Source organism: Colwellia sp. MB02u-10, assembly GCF_014077185.1.
Taxonomy (GTDB): domain Bacteria; phylum Pseudomonadota; class Gammaproteobacteria; order Enterobacterales; family Alteromonadaceae; genus Cognaticolwellia.
The window spans coordinates 1-17779 of record NZ_JACGVK010000136.1 but is presented as its reverse complement, the minus strand read 5'-3'; the positions used below and the strand labels follow the sequence as shown (position 1 = coordinate 17779).

Genomic DNA, 17779 nt, shown 5'->3' with positions numbered 1-17779 from the left:
AAATATAAGTATTGTTGATATTAGAAAAAATAGCGAGTGGTCGCTATGATCAAGTCGCCTCAACGCTCATTTAGTTAAGGTTTTTCTGTGGTTGTTAACAGATGTTTTTTCAAAAAATTTTTAATTATTACAATGGATGACCGGTCATAAATACTTATACCAATCTCATTAATTATCTGATCATTTTTACTGGTTAAAATAACGCAGTAGTTGGCCATTTTTCCTGCGTATAAAGTAAACCACCTAATTAATGAGATTGATATTAAGTGAATTCACAATAAAGCACTATAGAAATAAAAAACCCGCTAGACCTTTTTAATATTGAGGCATAACGGGTTTATAAAAGCTTAATGGTTAAGATAACCGATCGGGATCAATCCACTTCATCGATAGCCGAGTTATCAATATCTTGTGGGGTAACTACTTGCTTACGTTTTAATACCGGTAAGTCACCAGCGTCTTCCGCTAAAAAGGTATCCTTAACAATTTTCTTTGATTTTGGTTTCTTAGCTACTACGACTGGCTTATTGCTATCTTTTGCTTTGCTATCGACTTTCACTTTCTTAGGTTTAATACCTTTGAACTTAGCTTTTAAGCCATCAACAGTATCAAAAGTCAGCTTTTGCTGCAGAAAGCCTTCTACATTTTTAAAGCTTATCCAGTCTTTAGGTCCAACAAATGAAATAGAGTCACCTGTGCTACCTGCGCGGCCAGTGCGACCAATGCGATGAACAAATTCTTCGGTATGCTTTGGCATATCGAAATTAATAACGTGCGAGACATTAATTAAATCTAATCCGCGAGACGCTAAATCAGTTGTGATCAGTATTTTTTGCTGCCCTTTACTGAAACCGTCCATTATTTGATTACGTTGACCTTGGTTTAGCTCACCACTTAACGCAACAGCACTTAAGCCTTGCTCAGTTAATAATGTCGATAACCGATCGGTATCGGCACGGGTCGCAGTAAATATAATTATTTGCTGGTGATCTTCAGTAGCAATAAAGTGCGCCAGTAGCTTTTCTTTATGGCTTAAGTTATCACAAAGATAAAAACGCTTAGTAATGTCTTTATGTTCGGTATAGCCACTGCCGATAGCAACACGCTTTGGCTTTTTCAATAATGCTAAAGCAAAGTCATTAACTTGTGCATGATCTAAAGTCGCAGAAAACAACAGCGTTTGGCGTTTACGATGATCGGCAGCTTTGTTGATTTGTGATAACTGATCGGCAAAACCTAAATCTAACATGCGATCTGCTTCATCAAGGATGAGTAATTCTAAACCACTCAAGTGAAAATGCCCTTGCGAAAGGTGGTCGGCTAAACGCCCTGGTGTAGCAACAATAAAATGAGGTTCTTTTTCTAAAACTTTAACTTGGTCGTTAAAATTTTCACCGCCAAGAATAAGTACCGCTTTAAATGCAGAGCCCGAGGTAAACATTCTTAGCTGAGTAAAGACTTGCTTGGCTAATTCACGAGTTGGCGTTAAAATAAGTACACGTGGATCTCGCTTACTTAAGGCTCTATTTTTTGACAAGCGCTGCATCGCAGGAATAATAAAGGCTAACGTCTTACCTGATCCGGTCTTAGATGAAGCAATCAAGTCATGACCTGCCATGGCGGCAGGAATTGCCTGCTGCTGAATTTCACTAGGCTCACTAAAACCTAAATGTTCCACAGTTGACATTATTTTACTATCCAATCCAAAATCACTAAACTGCAAGCTTACTCTCCACGTTATTTAACTTATATCTGTTAGACAATATCATTGTTACAGACACATAAAACCAAAAATATAATAACGTATTGTAACCTGTAATTGCCGATGTTTAGCCAAACTATTTTGGTTTAAAAAGAATTATTTCTAATCTAGCTAATGGTTGCTGCTTTGTTTGATTTAAATTCACCTATTAATAGCTTATTTACGCTAATTAAATACCAAAGAGTAAATAAACACATAAGTTCAAGCAAAGTTTTATTTACCCTAACTAAAGCAGCAGTATATGCAGGTAAATATATCGGTTGTTTAACAAAACGATTAGAATTAGTTGATACTTAACACGATTACAGGTTATTCAACTGTAAGTCGATTAGCAAAGCCATGATGTTTTATAGCTTAATGGCTCAGCTTGTTAGTAAAGTTAAATAAGGTAGAAGATCCATAGAGGCCTAGTGTGGAATAGCTCAGTAAAATAAATTAACACTGTTGAATAGAAATAAATAAATGAATGCAGATACTCCCTTCTCGCCATACAGAGTTATAAAAGCAATAAAGACAGATAAAAAAGATATATTGCGCTTTTATAAAAATCAGCAATATGCAGCAAGTTTCATCGGACATGATCAATGTTATATTGTTAAAATTGATCAGTGCATTGTAGCCAGTGTAATCATATCAGCCGGTCAAGATCCTGGGGATTTTTGGCTACTACACGGCTTAGTTACCGACAAAGCTCAGCGTGGTAAAAATATCGCAAGCTTAATGCTACATACCATTATTTCTGAAAAAAATGAGCGAAAAAAAGCAAGATATAAGAACCTTATTTGCTTTGCTGATAAAGCATTAAAAGCGTTTTATTCATCAAATCACTTTATTCTTTATAACACCCGTGACGACATAGCTCAGCTACCCGAAGAGTTTCAACAACGATTGATTCGCTATCGAGAGAAACAGAAAAATTTACACTGCTTTCGCTGTAGTGTAAATGATTAAACCGAGCAGCAGTTAATTGCTGCTCTATGCGAATAACCGTATATAAGAACTATTTTACCATTCAAGTCATTTTACTTGCTCTCTGAACTACCTAAAAAATCAGCTTCCTTGAAGATCAGTACAGTTTTAAGATCGCTAAAAATTTGCAATAAAATATTAACTTGATTGTAAAGCCTCTAATGACTACACAAGGTAAGTGCTAGCGCAGACTATTTTTAGCCGCTGTTAGCGTGTTTTTTAATAAACAAGCAATTGTCATTGGTCCTACGCCGCCGGGAACAGGCGTAATAGCGCCACATTTAGCTATAACCGTATCATAATCTACATCGCCAACCAGTTTTGTTTTGCCTTCATCGGTTAAAATTCTATTGATGCCTACATCAATAATAGTAGCCCCTTCTTTAACCCAATCAGCTTTAACAAATTTAGCTATACCAACAGCGGCAACTAAAATGTCAGCTTGCTGACATACTTCTGGTAAATTTATTGTTTTAGAGTGCGCAATGGTTACCGTACAATTTTCTTGCAATAACAACATAGCCACAGGCTTACCAACAATATTAGATCGACCGATAACAACAGCATGCTTACCAGATAAATCATCACCTAAATGTTGTTTTACCAAGATCACACAACCTTGTGGCGTGCAGGGTACTATAGCCTCTGTTTCACCATTGAATAATCGACCAGAATTTATCGCATGAAAACCATCAACATCTTTATTAGGATTAATAGCTGAAATAATAGCACTTTCATCTATGTGTTTTGGTAAAGGTAACTGAACTAGAATGCCATGAACGCTATCATCATTATTTAATTTTTCGAGCTGGCTTAGTAAATACTCCTGAGAAGTATCAAAGGGTAATTTTATCTCATTGGAGATCATACCAATTTCTTGTGTTTGTTTTACTTTATTTTTTACGTAAATATGACTAGCAGGATCTTCACCAACAAGCAGCACGGTTAAACTAGGCTGAATACCATGACATGATTTAAGCTCGTTTATTTCTACCGCTAATTTATCTCGTAATTGTTTAGCTACTAACGTTCCATTAATGTTCATTATTATTGTTCTCATTGGTTAAAGCAAAATAGTACCTTGCAATTAACATCAATTTGATTAATCAAGTCATCTACTTTTTAATGCAAAAAAATGAATAAATACAAGGCATAAAATTTAATAAGTGATACTCATTCCGATAATTAACTGGTCAACCTTACCCAGTCCCTCCGGCATAGAGATAAGACCCGTTCTGTATCAGCTATGAAGTTGTTCCATGCAATAGAGCACTTATCCACTATATCCTCATAATCAGCGAACGAGCAATTCGCTATTTCATTTTGTCTAGTCATGACCAGACTTGTTCAATAGGATTTAACTCTGGTGAATAAGGGGGAATATGTATGATACTCAGATTAATAAAATCTTGATCAAGGTACGCTGATGCCAACTAGCACCATCCATGATAACTACGGCATGCCTACTAGCTTCAGTTGCTTCAGATATAAGCGCTAAATGTGACGTCATTACATTCATAATACTCAAAGGGGCAACGATCGCTTCAGTATTTGTGTTAGTTACGCAAACAACTCCAAATAAATAAGCATAGGTAAATTGTTGTTGCTGTACAACACGAGGTCTCGTTCCTTTTTCTGCCCAAATACGTGTCGTTGTATTTTGTTAGCCAAATCTGGCTTCGTCTTGAAACCACGCATCAACGCGAGCAAGTGGTAAATGACCAGGGATCTTAAGGCTCATTTTTGTTAAGCATTTTTTTAAACGCTTCCTGTGCTTCAACTGATTACTTGGGGTATTTCGACCGAGTTGTTATCCAGCTCAAGTTAAGTCCATACAAGAGGTGATATACGTTATTTTTTTGATAGTTAACGTTGAACTCTGTCTCAATATAAGCTTGAATATCTTTCCCTTGGAGTCTACCACCATTTGGCTTAATAGATGTCGTGGTGACAAAATTTTTAAGCTGAAGTAATTAAAGATCCGTCAGAGCTTTTGGGCGTCCAGTATGTGCTTTTTCCTGAAGTCCTGTTAAACCATTACCCAAATAGGACTTGCTCCACTTATTAGCACTAGTGCGACTCACTTTTAAAAAACTCGCTATTTGTGGTCTGTTTTTACCCGCTTTAAAATGAGATACGGCAGGTAATCGGATCCGTAGTCTACCATTAGTCGTAGTGGCAATAATTTGTGATAAATCTTGAGTCATATTTAGTAATCCTTTATTAAGGATAGTAGATCACAAAATTATCGGAATTGGTCTAGGTTCCTACCGTAAGCATACTAATATTAAGAATTAATTAGTTTTTATATTTAATTTTCATTTTAAGCTTCAGCAGCTACGTAGCTGTCCACATCAGACTTAAGTGATATAAGGCGGCTTTCACCTCATCAGAAATAATGGCTTAAATTTTCGTAACCTTGTTTGATGTGATCAATTAGCAGCTTAATCTTAAGAGGTAAATGCTTAGTGTATGGATATATCGCATAAACCCCAAGCTCTCGAGGTTTGTAATCCGGTAATAGCTCGATTAACAGCCCTTTATTAAGATCTTGATAAACACTGCATTTAGGAATATAAGCAATGCCGTAACCTGCGAGTGCTAAGGTCCGTAATGCTTGAGAGTTATTCGTTGCAAAACTACCTGATATTTTTACTTGCTGCTGATGCTCCCCTTGACTGAAGCGCCACTCATGTGCGCCTTGGTTTTGATAGGTATAAGCGAGACAATTATGCTGAACTAAATCAGCGGGCACTTGAGGTATACCATGTTTTTCAATATATTTTGGCGAACAGCAAACAACCCAGTGTGACGTCATTAACGATTTAGCAATAAGACTTGAATCATCTAATACTCCGGTTCGAATAGCTAAATCGATCCCTTCTTTTATTAAGTCGACGAATTCATTTTCTAAACTCACTTCGATAGAAAGGTCAGGATAACGTTGACCAAACTCAGCAATGCATTCTGTCAAAAACAGTTCACCTGAAATAGTAGGAATTGACATCCGAATATGGCCGCAGACTTTCTCACTAAAGCCTGAAGCTGTGTCCACCGCCTCCGCTGTTATTTGGCTGATCATTTCAGCTTGTTGAACTAGGGCCCGACCCGCTTCGGTTAATGTTAATCTACGTGTGGTTCGATACAACAATTGCACACCCAATTCTTTTTCTAACCGGGCTATATGTTTACTAACAACCGAATTAGTCAAATTATTTGTCTCTGCCACCTTACTGAAGCTACCGAGCTTAACTACCTGAGAAAACAAAATTAAATCATTAGCCAGCATTATTCATCAACTTTTGGAAACAATGTTATTCATTATCTCTATTTATCATAAAAATATAAAGCGTAAACTTTTAATTGCTCAATATAAAAACAAATTAACAGTCGTAATTTCTTGATACAACAGGAGCCATAAATGATTATTTCAGCGCCAACAGATTACCGAAAAGCCGCAAAAGCTAAACTGCCACCTTTCTTATTTGACTATATTGATGGTGGTTCGTATGGAGAGCATACGTTAAGAAAGAACACTGAAGATTTAGCTAATATCGCATTAAAACAACGTGTTTTAAATAATATGTCTGAGCTTGATTTAAGTACTGAAATTTTTGGTGAAAAAATGGCCTTGCCTATCGCCCTTGCACCTGTAGGGCTAACCGGCATGTATGCTCGCCGAGGTGAAGTTCAAGCGGCAAAAGCCGCTGATAACAAAGGGCTACCCTTTATTATGTCTACCGTTTCGGTTTGCCCGATAGAAGAAGTTACGCCAGCCATTAAACGCCCAATGTGGTTTCAGCTTTACGTGCTTAAAGACCGTGGTTTTATGAAAAATGTGCTTGAGCGAGCGAAGGCTGCAGGTGTGACCACTTTGGTTTTTACCGTTGACATGCCCGTTCCTGGAGCCCGTTATCGTGATATGCATTCAGGTATGAGTGGTGCTAATGCCGCTACCCGCCGAATATTTCAATCAATGCTTCATCCACAATGGGCATTTGATGTCGGCGTTTTTGGTAAGCCCCATGATCTAGGCAATATTTCTACATACCGAGGTGAACCCACCAAGTTAGAAGATTACATTGGTTGGTTAGGTGAAAACTTTGATCCATCCATTTCATGGGCAGATATTGAGTGGGTTCGAGAGTTTTGGGATGGTCCTATGGTGATTAAAGGTATCCTTGATCAACAAGATGCTAAAGATGCCGTTAGTTTTGGTGCAGATGGCATTGTAGTTTCTAATCACGGTGGCCGCCAACTAGACGGTGTTTTATCATCAGTAAAAGCACTACCAAAGATTGCTGATGCCGTTAAAGGTGATTTAAAAATATTTGCCGACTCAGGTATTCGCTCTGGTTTAGATGTCGTAAGAATGCTTGCCCTAGGTGCCGACTGTACTTTACTTGGCCGTTCATATATCTATGCTTTGGCTGCTCAAGGCCAGAAAGGGGTTGAAAATTTACTTTCGATCTACGAGAAAGAGATGCAAATTGCCATGGTATTAACCGGTGCCAAATGTATTAATGACCTAACCTATGATTCTTTAGCCAATATGTAGTGGTAACCTATATATGGGTTTTGAAATATAAGCTATTTTTCCGATGCACTAGCCTATGGGTCATTCTATAAGCTAGTTTTTTTAGTCGTATTATCGATAATTGATTCTGTACTTTTCTTTATAGTTTTCTTTATAGTTTTTAACGTTTTTAACGTTTTTAAATTTGGAACCTTAACCAGTATAGGTAAGTTACACAGTGCAATGAGTCATTAGCTATTCAAGATAGTAAATTCAACATTTTTAATAGCTAATAATCTAACGATCTAAGCCATAATCAATGCCGTAACGCATAAGCCCCATCGTTGAGTCTATGCCAAGTTTTTGCTTGATATTACGTTTATGAGTTTCAACGGTACGCACACTAACATTAATTTCTTGGGCTATGCGCTTGTTATTAAGACCTTGAGAAATAAGTCTTAAAACGAGTTGCTCACGTCTAGTAACAATGCCGCGCTGTTCACCTGAAAGTTCTTTTGACAGGATTTCAGTGACCTCTGAGCTGAAATAATTTTTACCTGAAATAACTTTTTTAATCGCTTCTATGAGCTCTTGACCGGGCACATCTTTTAAAATATAACCATCAGCACCATGTCGCATAGCACCTAAAATGTATTCTTTATTATCATGCATACTTAGCATAAGTACTTTGCAATCAATACCTTGTTCTTTAATCAACTCAAGCACATACATACCGTCCATATCAGGCATGTTGATATCCATTAAGACAATATCAAATTCAAGGCGCTTAATAAGTTCCAGCGCTTGTCTGCCATTTTCAGCTTCGCCAACAACGGCTATATCGTCGTCAAGACTTAAGCGATATGTTAGCCCTTCTCTAAAGAGCGGATGATCGTCTACTAATAATACTTTAATCATACTATTCCCCTTTATTTGAATTTTCACTTGTGCTACTTGCATTATATCGAAGTTGCGATTGTGGTAGACGCGCTAGTATTGTGGTGCCATTGTTTTCTGAGTAAACCGTTAAGTTACCTTGATAAAATCTTAATCTCTCATTAATGTTACGCAGACCTATGCCTTGGTGCGCTTTGTTTTTTTTGTCGCTACTTTTATCGTAATCCTGATAATCAAAACCTTGGCCATTATCAATAATTTCTAGTACCAACCAATCAGGGGTCAGCTTTAAACTCAGTGAAACTTTTGAAGCATTGGCATGGCGTTCAATGTTGGTTAACGACTCCTGAGCAATTCGGTATAACGCGGCCTTAACTTCAGTTGATAAAACGTTTCTAATAGATAAACGCTCGACTTTAACATCAATGCCCGTTCGCTGAGAAAAATCTCTAGCGAGCTCTTCTAAGGCTGCGCCTAAACCAAAATCTTCAAGTATCCCTGGATGAAGCTGATGCGAAATAGCGCGAATATCGCCCATTATCTTACAAATAAATTCCATAGCACGATCCATTTCTTTACTGGAATCATCATTGTTTTGCTGCTTTAATTGCGCAGTTTCTAACGAAAATTTAGCGGCTGCGATAGTTTGGCTTATACCATCATGTAGTTCTCGAGAGACGCGTTTACATTCTTCTTCTTGGGTTTGAAAAATACGCTCATTTAATTCACGTAATTTACGGTTGGCTAATTTTTTTTCGCTAAAGCGAATAAACTGTCCTGAAATAAAAATCGCAATAACGGCAAACAAGCCAATAACAAGGGTCATTATAGAGGTATTACGAATATGTTTGCCGATAGAATCATTAAGCAATGCGGTTTCTTGATCAATATCGTCAATATAGACACCCGTGCCAATCATCCACTGCCAATTATCTAATGCGCGTGAATAGCCGATTTTTTTAGCATCGTCACCACCTTTAGAAGGTTGATTAAAAACATAGTTAAGGTAACCGCCTCCTGCTTGTGCTTTTTCAATAAGGCCCTGAATAAGTTTGGTGCCATTTCTATCTTCAAGATCGAGCCAGTTTTTACCTATGCGCCATTCTTGCCCGGCTACCACCAAGGCAGTTCCATCAAAATCATAAGCAAAAAAATAGCCGTCTTCACCAAAACGCATATTAGATAATGTTTGCTTAACTAATGTTTGCGCTTGTTGCACATTTAAATTTTTATCTTGATAAATATGTTCTATCGCACCTTCAGCAATAGTGACATAGTTACGTAATTCGTCTTTACGATGATGAATAACGCTTTGTCGATATTCATCAACGGTTTGTTTAGAAAGCGATTGATATTGCACTTGCGTGACAAAAAACACCCCCAAAAGTGCTAGCACCAACGGGATTATAGTCACCAATTGTAATTTTAAATTTAAATTCACGTATGCCCCTATTACTTTTTAGGTAGTCTACTTCAAGCCGTCACTTTACTGTTGTTGCTTTGTCTACTAAATAAATAATTGACTGATAGTCAATACCTGAATGGTGAGATAAACCTATTTCACAAGTTCTACTATTACTATAACCAGTATTACAATTTTTTGGCACCTGTATTTTTAATGAGGCAAGCGCATTTTCATTCAACTCTGGCGTGGTAAAGCCCTTATCACCCGCAAAGCCGCAGCATTGAATATCTTCAGGTATTATAACCTTAGTACTACAACGCTCGGCAAGTTGTTGCATTTTTACGGCTAAGCCCATTGTTCTGCTAGAACAAGTAACATGCAACATGATTGTTTCATCGAGTGGCGAAAAATCTAAATAATTTATTAATATATCTTCAATAAATCCCACTGGCTCATAGATTGATAAACCACTGACTTTTTCTTTATTTTTTAACAACATTGATTTACACGGGCTAGTATCAATTAAAATAGGATATTTACCTTGTTCACTTAATGCTCTTAACTTATCTAGCAAAGCATTACTCTTCTGATTTGCTTGTGAAAACATGCCTTTACTATTGAATGGCATACCACAACATTCACCCGTAAAATCTGGACTGATGACATCAAATCCTGCTTTTTCAATTAAAGAAAAAGTGACTTCTGTTAACGAACGCTGGTCTGTCGCCGTTATTGCTTGCCCCATACTGCGGCTTGCGCAACTTGGGATGTAAACTACTTTCGGACGTGAAGTTATTTTATTGCTGTCAGCGTTTTTAGGACTACTTATAGGGCTATAGTTGGCTTTTTGCGGTAAATATTTACTCCATAACGGAATTTTATTAAAAGAGAGCTTTCTTATAGTGCCGGTTAGCCCACCCATAACTTTACTACCCACAAGTCGATGGCTAAAACCAGCAACCGCAAGCGAGACACGCGTCATTTTTTCTACCGTAGCAAAATTATTTGCTAAAACCTTAGATACACCTTGATAGCTTGTATTGTTTCGATGACGCAACTCACGAATGAGATCGCCAGTATTAATGCCAACAGGACAGCGCTCTGCGCATAACCCCGTTGCTGCACAAGTTTCTATGCCTAAATAATTAAAATCTTTTTCAAGTTCAGCCAGTAATTCAGGGTTTTCATTGGTGTCAGTAAGGCGTCTAATCTCTCGATAACTCGTGATACGCTGACGCGGGGTAAAACTCAAACCATTTGAAGGACATACTGGCTCACAAAAACCACATTCAATACACTTATCAATAAGCGGATCTGCTGCGGGTAATGCCTTTAAATGCTTAATATGCGCATTAGGATCGTCATTAATGATAACGCCAGGGTTTAACAAGTTTTTAGGATCAAACAATTGCTTTATTTGTTGCATTAACGCCAGCCCTTGCTCACCCCATTCTAACTCGATAAAAGGGGCCATATTGCGTCCTGTACCGTGTTCAGCTTTTAGTGAGCCTTGATAGTCAACCGCAACTAGCTGACAAACATCGTCCATAAATGCCTGATAACGATCTATTTCAGGTTGTGTGCCAAAATTTTGAGTAAAGACAAAATGTAGGTTTCCTTCCAGTGCATGACCAAAAATAATGGCTTCATCATAATGATATTTATCAAAAAGCGCTTGAAGATCAGCAACAGCATTAGCCAGTCTATCAACAGGAAAGGCAACATCTTCAATAATCACTGTCGTGCCATTTTCACGCACGGCACCAACGGCGGGGAAAGTGCCTTTTCTGATGGCCCAAAGCTGAGCGTATTCGCTAGCAATATCGGTGAATTTAATAACATTCGTCTGCTCAAACTCGGCTAATAAAGACTCAAGCGCTATGACCTGTTGACCCAACAGATCAGCATTTGCAGCGCACGTTTCAATCAATAATGCGCCAACATTGTTATCAAGCGTTTTAATAAAGTCAGGTAAACCATTCATATCACTCACCGAAGATAAGGCTCTTCGATCCATTAATTCAACAGCTGAAACATTGGCATTTGCCAATGCTGATACCGCATGACAAGTGGTTTGTATATCAGGGAAAAAGACGATTGATGAGGCGCGGTGTTTATGTTCAATAACTGTGTTGTAGGTGATAGAAGAAATAAAACCTAATGTACCTTCTGAGCCAATCATTAAGTGAGCAAGAATATCGATAGGATCATCAAAATCAATGAGTGAGTTTATGGCGTAGCCTGTGGTGTTTTTTAGCCTATATTTGTGGCTAATTAATTGATGCAAATCTTTATTATTGCGCGTTTTTAATGCCAATATCTTTAGATTTTCTAACAAAGTGATATGTGTTTTTTTAAACTCGGTAATATTATTTTTATCACCCGTATCAAGCACTGCACCATCATGCAAAACCACTCGAATACTATCTAACGTATGATAACTATTTTGTGCTACACCACAACACATGCCACTAGCATTATTAGCGGCAATACCCGCAATTTTACAGGTATTGATAGACGCAGGATCAGGGCCTATTTTTCGGCCATAAGGTAATAGGTATTTGTTAGCATCAGCACCAATAACACCTGGACCTAATTTTATTTTAAGGCCTAAGTCTAAAATTTGATGAGCACGCCAATTTGTGGTTAACATGATGAGAATAGACTCAGATTGTGCTTGCCCTGAAAGGCTAGTGCCCGCGGCTCTAAATGTTACCGGAAGGTTATCTAGCGCGGCTTTATTTAATACCTCCACTACCTCTTCTTCACTATCAAGCATAAGTACCAACTGTGGTACTAATCGATAAAAACTAGCATCTACGCCATAGGCAATACGTTTTGAATAGTCAGTTGCTATTCTATCTGTGGGCAAAAATTGAGTTAATTTGTTAGCAAATTCTTGATACTTAGTTAATAACATTTGTAGCCCTGTGTTTAACAAATAAAAACCCTTTTAGAGCCCCTATTCAATATTTAAAAAAAACGGTTCACCCTTACGGTACAAACACCGTTGCTTGGCTATTATCAAGCCAAACAAGGGTCAGATTTCATAAACTCTACAATATAATGGTAAATTTACTCACCACCAATTTTAGTGATTAACCGGCCATTAATGGATCAGTAACGTTTAATATAAACATAGCAAATAAGCCAAGTAATCCAACAGCAAAAACATAATACAGTGTTGGTAAGATGGTACGTCGTATTGTTTTACCTTCTTGCCCTAGCAACCCCACTGTGGCTGAGGCGGCAACAACATTATGAATAGCAATCATATTTCCTGCTGCAGCGCCAATAGCTTGTAGTGCAACCATTAATGCGCCTGATACAGATAATGCACTTGCAACTTCATATTGGAATTGACTTAACATCATATTACTTACCGTATTAGAGCCAGCAATAAAGGCCCCTAAGGCACCGATAGTTGGAGCAAATAATGGGTATAGATCACCAAAGGTTTGTGCAACAAAACTTGCCATAGCCACTGGCATTGCCGCTAAATCAGCACCATTCACGCCTGAGTTAATTAAAATCCTAACCATTGGAATAGTGAAAACTAGAACAAAACTTGCACCCACTAAGGTATGACTCGCTTGCTTAGCCGCACTAACCACTTGCTTAAATTGCATTTTATGTAAAAACAACGTTAGCAATACGACAAAGAATAAAATGCCCCCAGGTAAGTACAGCGGCTGTACACTTGCACTTATACCTGTTTCACCAAGGATATTACTAAAACCAAATGACACACTTTGCAGTATGGCTTTAAAATCACTAGAAACACGACTAAGCACTAAAATAATGGCCACTAATAAGTAAGGTAGCCAAGCGCTAAACAATGACATACTCTTTTTAGATTGAGATGTTTTTTGCTCAAATTGCAGACTACCTAACCAGTGGCTTGGCCATAAAGTTCTTGGGGCAAAATCCCAAGTTTGCTTAGGCATTAAAAATCCAGCTTTTGCTGCTGGCACAACAATAATTAAGCCAACAAGTGCACCGATAAGTGATGGGAATTCAGCACCTAAGAAAATACCCGTTAAAGCATATGGAACGGTAAAAGCAACACCAGCAAAAATAGCGAATGGCGCAACACTTAACCCTTCTTTCCAACGCTTATTTTGACCAAAGAAACGCGTCATCATCACAACCATAAGTAGGGGCATAAACGTACCAACAATAGCGTGACCAATAGCAACTTCTGAGGTTATAAGCTGTAAAAACTGTTCCCAACTACTGCCTTGTGCAATTAGTTGTTCACTCATATTAGCTTTATCTAATCCGCTAGTTACACCAATAATGATTGGCGTTCCAACAGCACCAAACGATACCGGCGTTGATTGAATCATCATGCCTATCATAACCGCGGCAATGGCAGGAAAACCAATAGCAACTAATAATGGCGCTGCAATAGCCGCAGGGGTACCAAAGCCTGAAGCCCCTTCAATGAAGCTCCCAAATAACCAAGCAATGATAATGGCTTGAATACGGCGATCTGGGCTTATATCTGTAAAACAAGATCTAATCCGAGTAATAGCCCCTGAATGTTGCAAAGTATTTAACAGCATAATGGCGCCAAAAATAATCCACAATACAGAAACGGTGACTAATAAACCTTGAATTGAACTGGCTAATACACGATTAACACTCATTTCCCAGGCAAAAATAGCTATAGCAGCAGTGGTAAAATAGACAACAGGCATAGCTCGTTTGGCAGACCATTGTAGGCCAACAAGTAGTAATGCCGATAAGGCGATAGGGATAAAAGCAAGTAGTGCTTGCATTGTAATTGACATAATAATTGACTCTATTTATTCACTACTCAATAGTGAGTAATGATCAGTTTTACAAAGTAATTGACTAAACTAATGAAAATATTGTTTTTGGAAAGAATATTTATCTATTGGTAGTGAAAATAGATAAACATAAACTGCCAATGCACTTGATTTTATTTTTTGTTATTTCAATAAAATCTTTAAATACAACATCAAGTTCTTCCTATGTCTTATATTATTGTATTAATAAAAAAATAAAATCGGGGAATGCACTTACTTTTTCTACGTGTTTACACTTAGTTTTGATGCTACTAACCAGTATATTGGTGGGGTATTGATTTGACGAAATGGCTTTTACAGAAAAACGCTGCTCTTTGACAGTGTAAGAATAACTTAAATAAAGCACATAAAATAAATGGCTTAGACACTTGTTAAATTACTTACCCTAATGAAAAGTTAAATGTTTGTACACTGAGCTAACTTATAGGGGCAGGAGTTGATTTAAATCGAAATGCATTAATTATCAACGAATTAATGCAGCTACTAACCTTGTTACGTTAAAGTAACAAGGTTAGTTCAATCTCTATTTTTGGAGGCTATCGATAGTTGCTCTAAATTAACACAATCAGTTATTTGAATAAGTGACTCAAAGTTACCATGCCAGATTGTAATATAAATACCCTCTTCAGGTTTTCCAATTTGCGGCATATCTTGACTCTTATCTCTCATGGTTCGAATTTACCTACTCAAAGTCAATTTTATTTTCTTTGCACCAAAACTCAACAAACTCTCGCAACTTTTGACCTCGGTATTTATACCATTCATCTGCCAATCCAAGCTTTTCTAGCACAGTTTTAAACCGCCGGAATGCACCTTTACCATGTATCGATTGGGATAACATTTCTGATTGCTTAGGAATAACCACTCGAGCGATAAATTTTTCTATGATGCGGTACTCATTAAAATCGTATTTTTCAGGCAAAGACAAATAGTCATCCTGGTTTTCTAAATAATATTTAGCACTAGCAACAGCTTCACAATACCACTCTGCAGAATCAGACAAATCTACATTGTTTTCTGCTGCTCGAAGCTCCTCATCAGTGAACATACAGACCTGTTCCGTCTTAGTGTTTAAAAATGACTCGCTCATATCACTATCAAAATCTACAGCGTCAATGATATCGTCTATTTTTACTTTCATGCAGATTACTCACCGATTCGCTGTAAATTCTAAAGCCCTGTTAAGGGGAAAACTGTAGTTAGCTAAAGTAAGCAAAGAAGGAGCAAAAGCCAACTGTTTTTTGTCCCTGTTTAATTTCTTATTAAGTATACAGTGCCTCCAAACTAAGAAAGTACTGTAGCTAATATAATAACCATAACTATGAGCATAATAATAACTAAATGTTTGAAATTACTGCTACCCAGAACCTTTAAACTTTTCTTCATGTGATTGCACATCGTAGGCGTGAATTTTATGCCGCAATGCCGACAGAAATTATCACCGAATGAAACCTTTTTAGTACAATCTGGACAATTATATATTGCAGAGTGGAATCGCTCCCCTGAGCCAGTATCAATCCAATCGAAATCGTTCATGCTTTCTCCGTACACCTAATCCCTGCCACACCAAAAAACTAAGAGTGTAGCGAGTGGCTATTCTAAGTGCTGGCGTTTTTTCTGTGGCACGGATTAACTTACATCCTGACTTCTTTGCAAGGCTAATGCGGATAATGCAAGGTCACCCAGCGCGTGGCCACGGAATATAAATGCAGTTCGTTCACTATCACTCTCGCGCCCGCTAAACTGACCCAAAACCAGTCCAGACAAGTCACCCGTTATATATTCAGATGGAGCCAATTTATTCGGTAGCGATGCTTCCTGTTTCAAGTCGTCAATGACGATTCGATTAATAGCAGAGAACTGTTCTTTATCCCAAGGAGCACCGAGGTCAGTAATAGCTGAGAATGATCCGGGCTTTAAGCAGTTTGCATCCAGAAACGGCACTAAGCCAGCTGAGTAGGTAACGGAACTCACAATTAAGTCTGCACCTTTTATCGCCTCTTCGCCTGTCGCACATCGTGTAGGTTTAAGCGACATGCTTTCGGCTAATTCGCAGAGGCTATCCATGTTGGCTTGGCCTCGACCGAATACTCGAACCTTCTCAAGAGGAAACATATCAGCAAAAGCCCTCAAATGGCTTTTAGCTTGCACCCCGCAGCCAATAAAAGCAGCGACAGTTGAATCTTTTCGGGCCATATGTTTTGCGGCGACTGCACTCAATCCAGCAGTTCGCACAGCGGTTATCCAATTTCCATCGAGAATCGCAACGGGAAGACCTGTTTCACTATCCAGCATTGTTACTAACCCGTTTATTTGAGGCAGATTCTTCTCAGAATTACGAGGATTTAATATTACGGTCTTAACAGCCAGATATGGTGGATCATCGGCCGCTGCTAATGCGGCCATCATGTATCGGCCATCCTCGGGTAATATCACGGCTTTTGGTGCACTCCATGCCGACTTCTTTTCACAGCCAATAATTAATTTTTCGATACTATGAATCACATCGGTAGTTGAAATATTTAGTCCGGAGAGCATCTCTTCTGATAGGTAAGGAATAGATTTATTTGTATTCATAGCGATTGATTTCCTGTTTCTTACGGAATTTCAGGTGGTTGTGCAATATAACGAGGCTGTAGAATAACTCGTTTATGATGAATTGCCCTATAAAATAGGGTACTAAATGCATTATCTGTATCGAGTTAATTGTCTACGGTTCGATACAGGAGTACAAAATATTAGTCGTTTTGGCTGAATTAGTTATTCTACAGCCTCAACGCCCTATTAATGGGCAAAAAATTGTTGGCTAAAATGTTGAGGAACGAAAACAGCCAACTGTTTTTTGTCCTTATTAATTAGCTTGTTAGGTACCGAAGTACACTTTAGCTTTATTATATTTAAATAAGTAAACAATAAGCAAGCATGGAACTATTAAAGCAAAAGGTAAATAGATAAAACTATCGCCATTAGCGTTTGGAATGACAAAAGTTGCTAAAATAACAAAAGCATAAAACTGGCGGCAATATTGCCATTTTTTAATAAGTAAAATAGCGCTAGTAGGAAAAAACAACCCTATTAAAATTAAGTGAACACCCAAATCATTTTGCCATATTTCATTAAACTCCATTGACTGCCCTTTGTAGGAAAAATTTACATCAAAGCCAGGTATTACAGCCGATAGGAAAAACAAAAAGCAAAATAATCCGTGTGCTGTTATGAATTTCAATATTAGAGGCATAGATTTGAAATCTTCGACCACGATTAGGTATCTAGACACAATGACTCCCCACAAGGTGCTAGCCTCTAAACGTGGGTTAGTTTTACAAACCAGCGCCATAATTAGTGTGTCAAACAACTAAAAACAGAGGCTAGCATGATAAAACATAACATACTTT

General features: G+C 37.9%; 13 protein-coding genes and 1 pseudogene. 2 read left to right on the top strand and 12 right to left on the bottom strand.

The genetic code is table 11. The features are described from left to right. Positions 1-373: 373 nt before the first annotated feature. Positions 374-1723: a DEAD/DEAH box helicase gene (locus H4J59_RS17085; RefSeq protein WP_182241213.1), complete on the bottom strand. Its 1350-nt coding sequence runs from the start codon at positions 1721-1723 to the stop codon at positions 374-376. A gap of 501 nt (positions 1724-2224) precedes the next feature. Here H4J59_RS17085 and H4J59_RS17080 point away from each other — a divergent pair. Beyond that, the gene (locus H4J59_RS17080; protein WP_182241212.1) at positions 2225-2713 is read left to right on the top strand and encodes a GNAT family N-acetyltransferase; all 489 of its coding nucleotides are present in this window, start codon (positions 2225-2227) and stop codon (positions 2711-2713) included. Between the two features lie 199 nt (positions 2714-2912). On the opposite strand, the gene folD is transcribed toward H4J59_RS17080, so the two are convergent. From folD to H4J59_RS17065, 3 genes and pseudogenes are all read right to left on the bottom strand, one after another. After that, a complete protein-coding gene (gene folD / locus H4J59_RS17075) occupies positions 2913-3776 on the bottom strand; it encodes a bifunctional methylenetetrahydrofolate dehydrogenase/methenyltetrahydrofolate cyclohydrolase FolD (RefSeq protein ID WP_182241211.1) in 864 nt (287 codons plus the stop codon). Positions 3777-3916: 140 nt separating this feature from the next. Beyond that, positions 3917-4938, bottom strand: a pseudogene (locus tag H4J59_RS17070) (IS630 family transposase). A 182-nt stretch (positions 4939-5120) separates the two neighbouring features. Further along, on the bottom strand, positions 5121-6020 hold the full coding sequence (locus tag H4J59_RS17065) for a LysR family transcriptional regulator (protein ID WP_182241210.1): 900 nt from the start codon (positions 6018-6020) through the stop codon (positions 5121-5123). A gap of 132 nt (positions 6021-6152) precedes the next feature. On the opposite strand from H4J59_RS17065, the gene lldD reads away from it, so the two are divergent. Continuing rightward, positions 6153-7289: an FMN-dependent L-lactate dehydrogenase LldD gene (gene lldD / locus H4J59_RS17060; protein WP_182241209.1), complete on the top strand. Its 1137-nt coding sequence runs from the start codon at positions 6153-6155 to the stop codon at positions 7287-7289. Between the two features lie 255 nt (positions 7290-7544). On the opposite strand, the gene H4J59_RS17055 is transcribed toward lldD, so the two are convergent. From H4J59_RS17055 to H4J59_RS17025, 8 genes are all read right to left on the bottom strand, one after another. Further along, on the bottom strand, positions 7545-8165 hold the full coding sequence (locus H4J59_RS17055; RefSeq protein WP_182192022.1) for a response regulator transcription factor: 621 nt from the start codon (positions 8163-8165) through the stop codon (positions 7545-7547). A gap of 1 nt (position 8166) precedes the next feature. Further along, complete coding sequence (locus H4J59_RS17050; protein WP_182241208.1) at positions 8167-9585, bottom strand: cache domain-containing protein; 1419 nt, start codon at positions 9583-9585, stop codon at positions 8167-8169. 40 nt (positions 9586-9625) lie between these two features. After that, complete coding sequence (locus tag H4J59_RS17045) at positions 9626-12469, bottom strand: FAD-binding and (Fe-S)-binding domain-containing protein (protein ID WP_182241207.1); 2844 nt, start codon at positions 12467-12469, stop codon at positions 9626-9628. Between the two features lie 178 nt (positions 12470-12647). Then, entirely contained in the window at positions 12648-14345 is a 1698-nt protein-coding gene (locus H4J59_RS17040; protein ID WP_182241206.1) for an L-lactate permease, read from the bottom strand. 721 nt (positions 14346-15066) lie between these two features. Continuing rightward, complete coding sequence (locus H4J59_RS17035) at positions 15067-15525, bottom strand: UPF0158 family protein (RefSeq protein WP_182241205.1); 459 nt, start codon at positions 15523-15525, stop codon at positions 15067-15069. 143 nt (positions 15526-15668) lie between these two features. Continuing rightward, entirely contained in the window at positions 15669-15920 is a 252-nt protein-coding gene (locus H4J59_RS19885; RefSeq protein WP_404852033.1) for a zinc ribbon domain-containing protein, read from the bottom strand. Between the two features lie 93 nt (positions 15921-16013). Continuing rightward, complete coding sequence (locus H4J59_RS17030) at positions 16014-16961, bottom strand: ornithine cyclodeaminase family protein (RefSeq protein WP_182241204.1); 948 nt, start codon at positions 16959-16961, stop codon at positions 16014-16016. Positions 16962-17247: 286 nt separating this feature from the next. Next, a complete protein-coding gene (locus H4J59_RS17025) occupies positions 17248-17661 on the bottom strand; it encodes a hypothetical protein (protein WP_182241203.1) in 414 nt (137 codons plus the stop codon). Positions 17662-17779 lie beyond the last annotated feature (118 nt).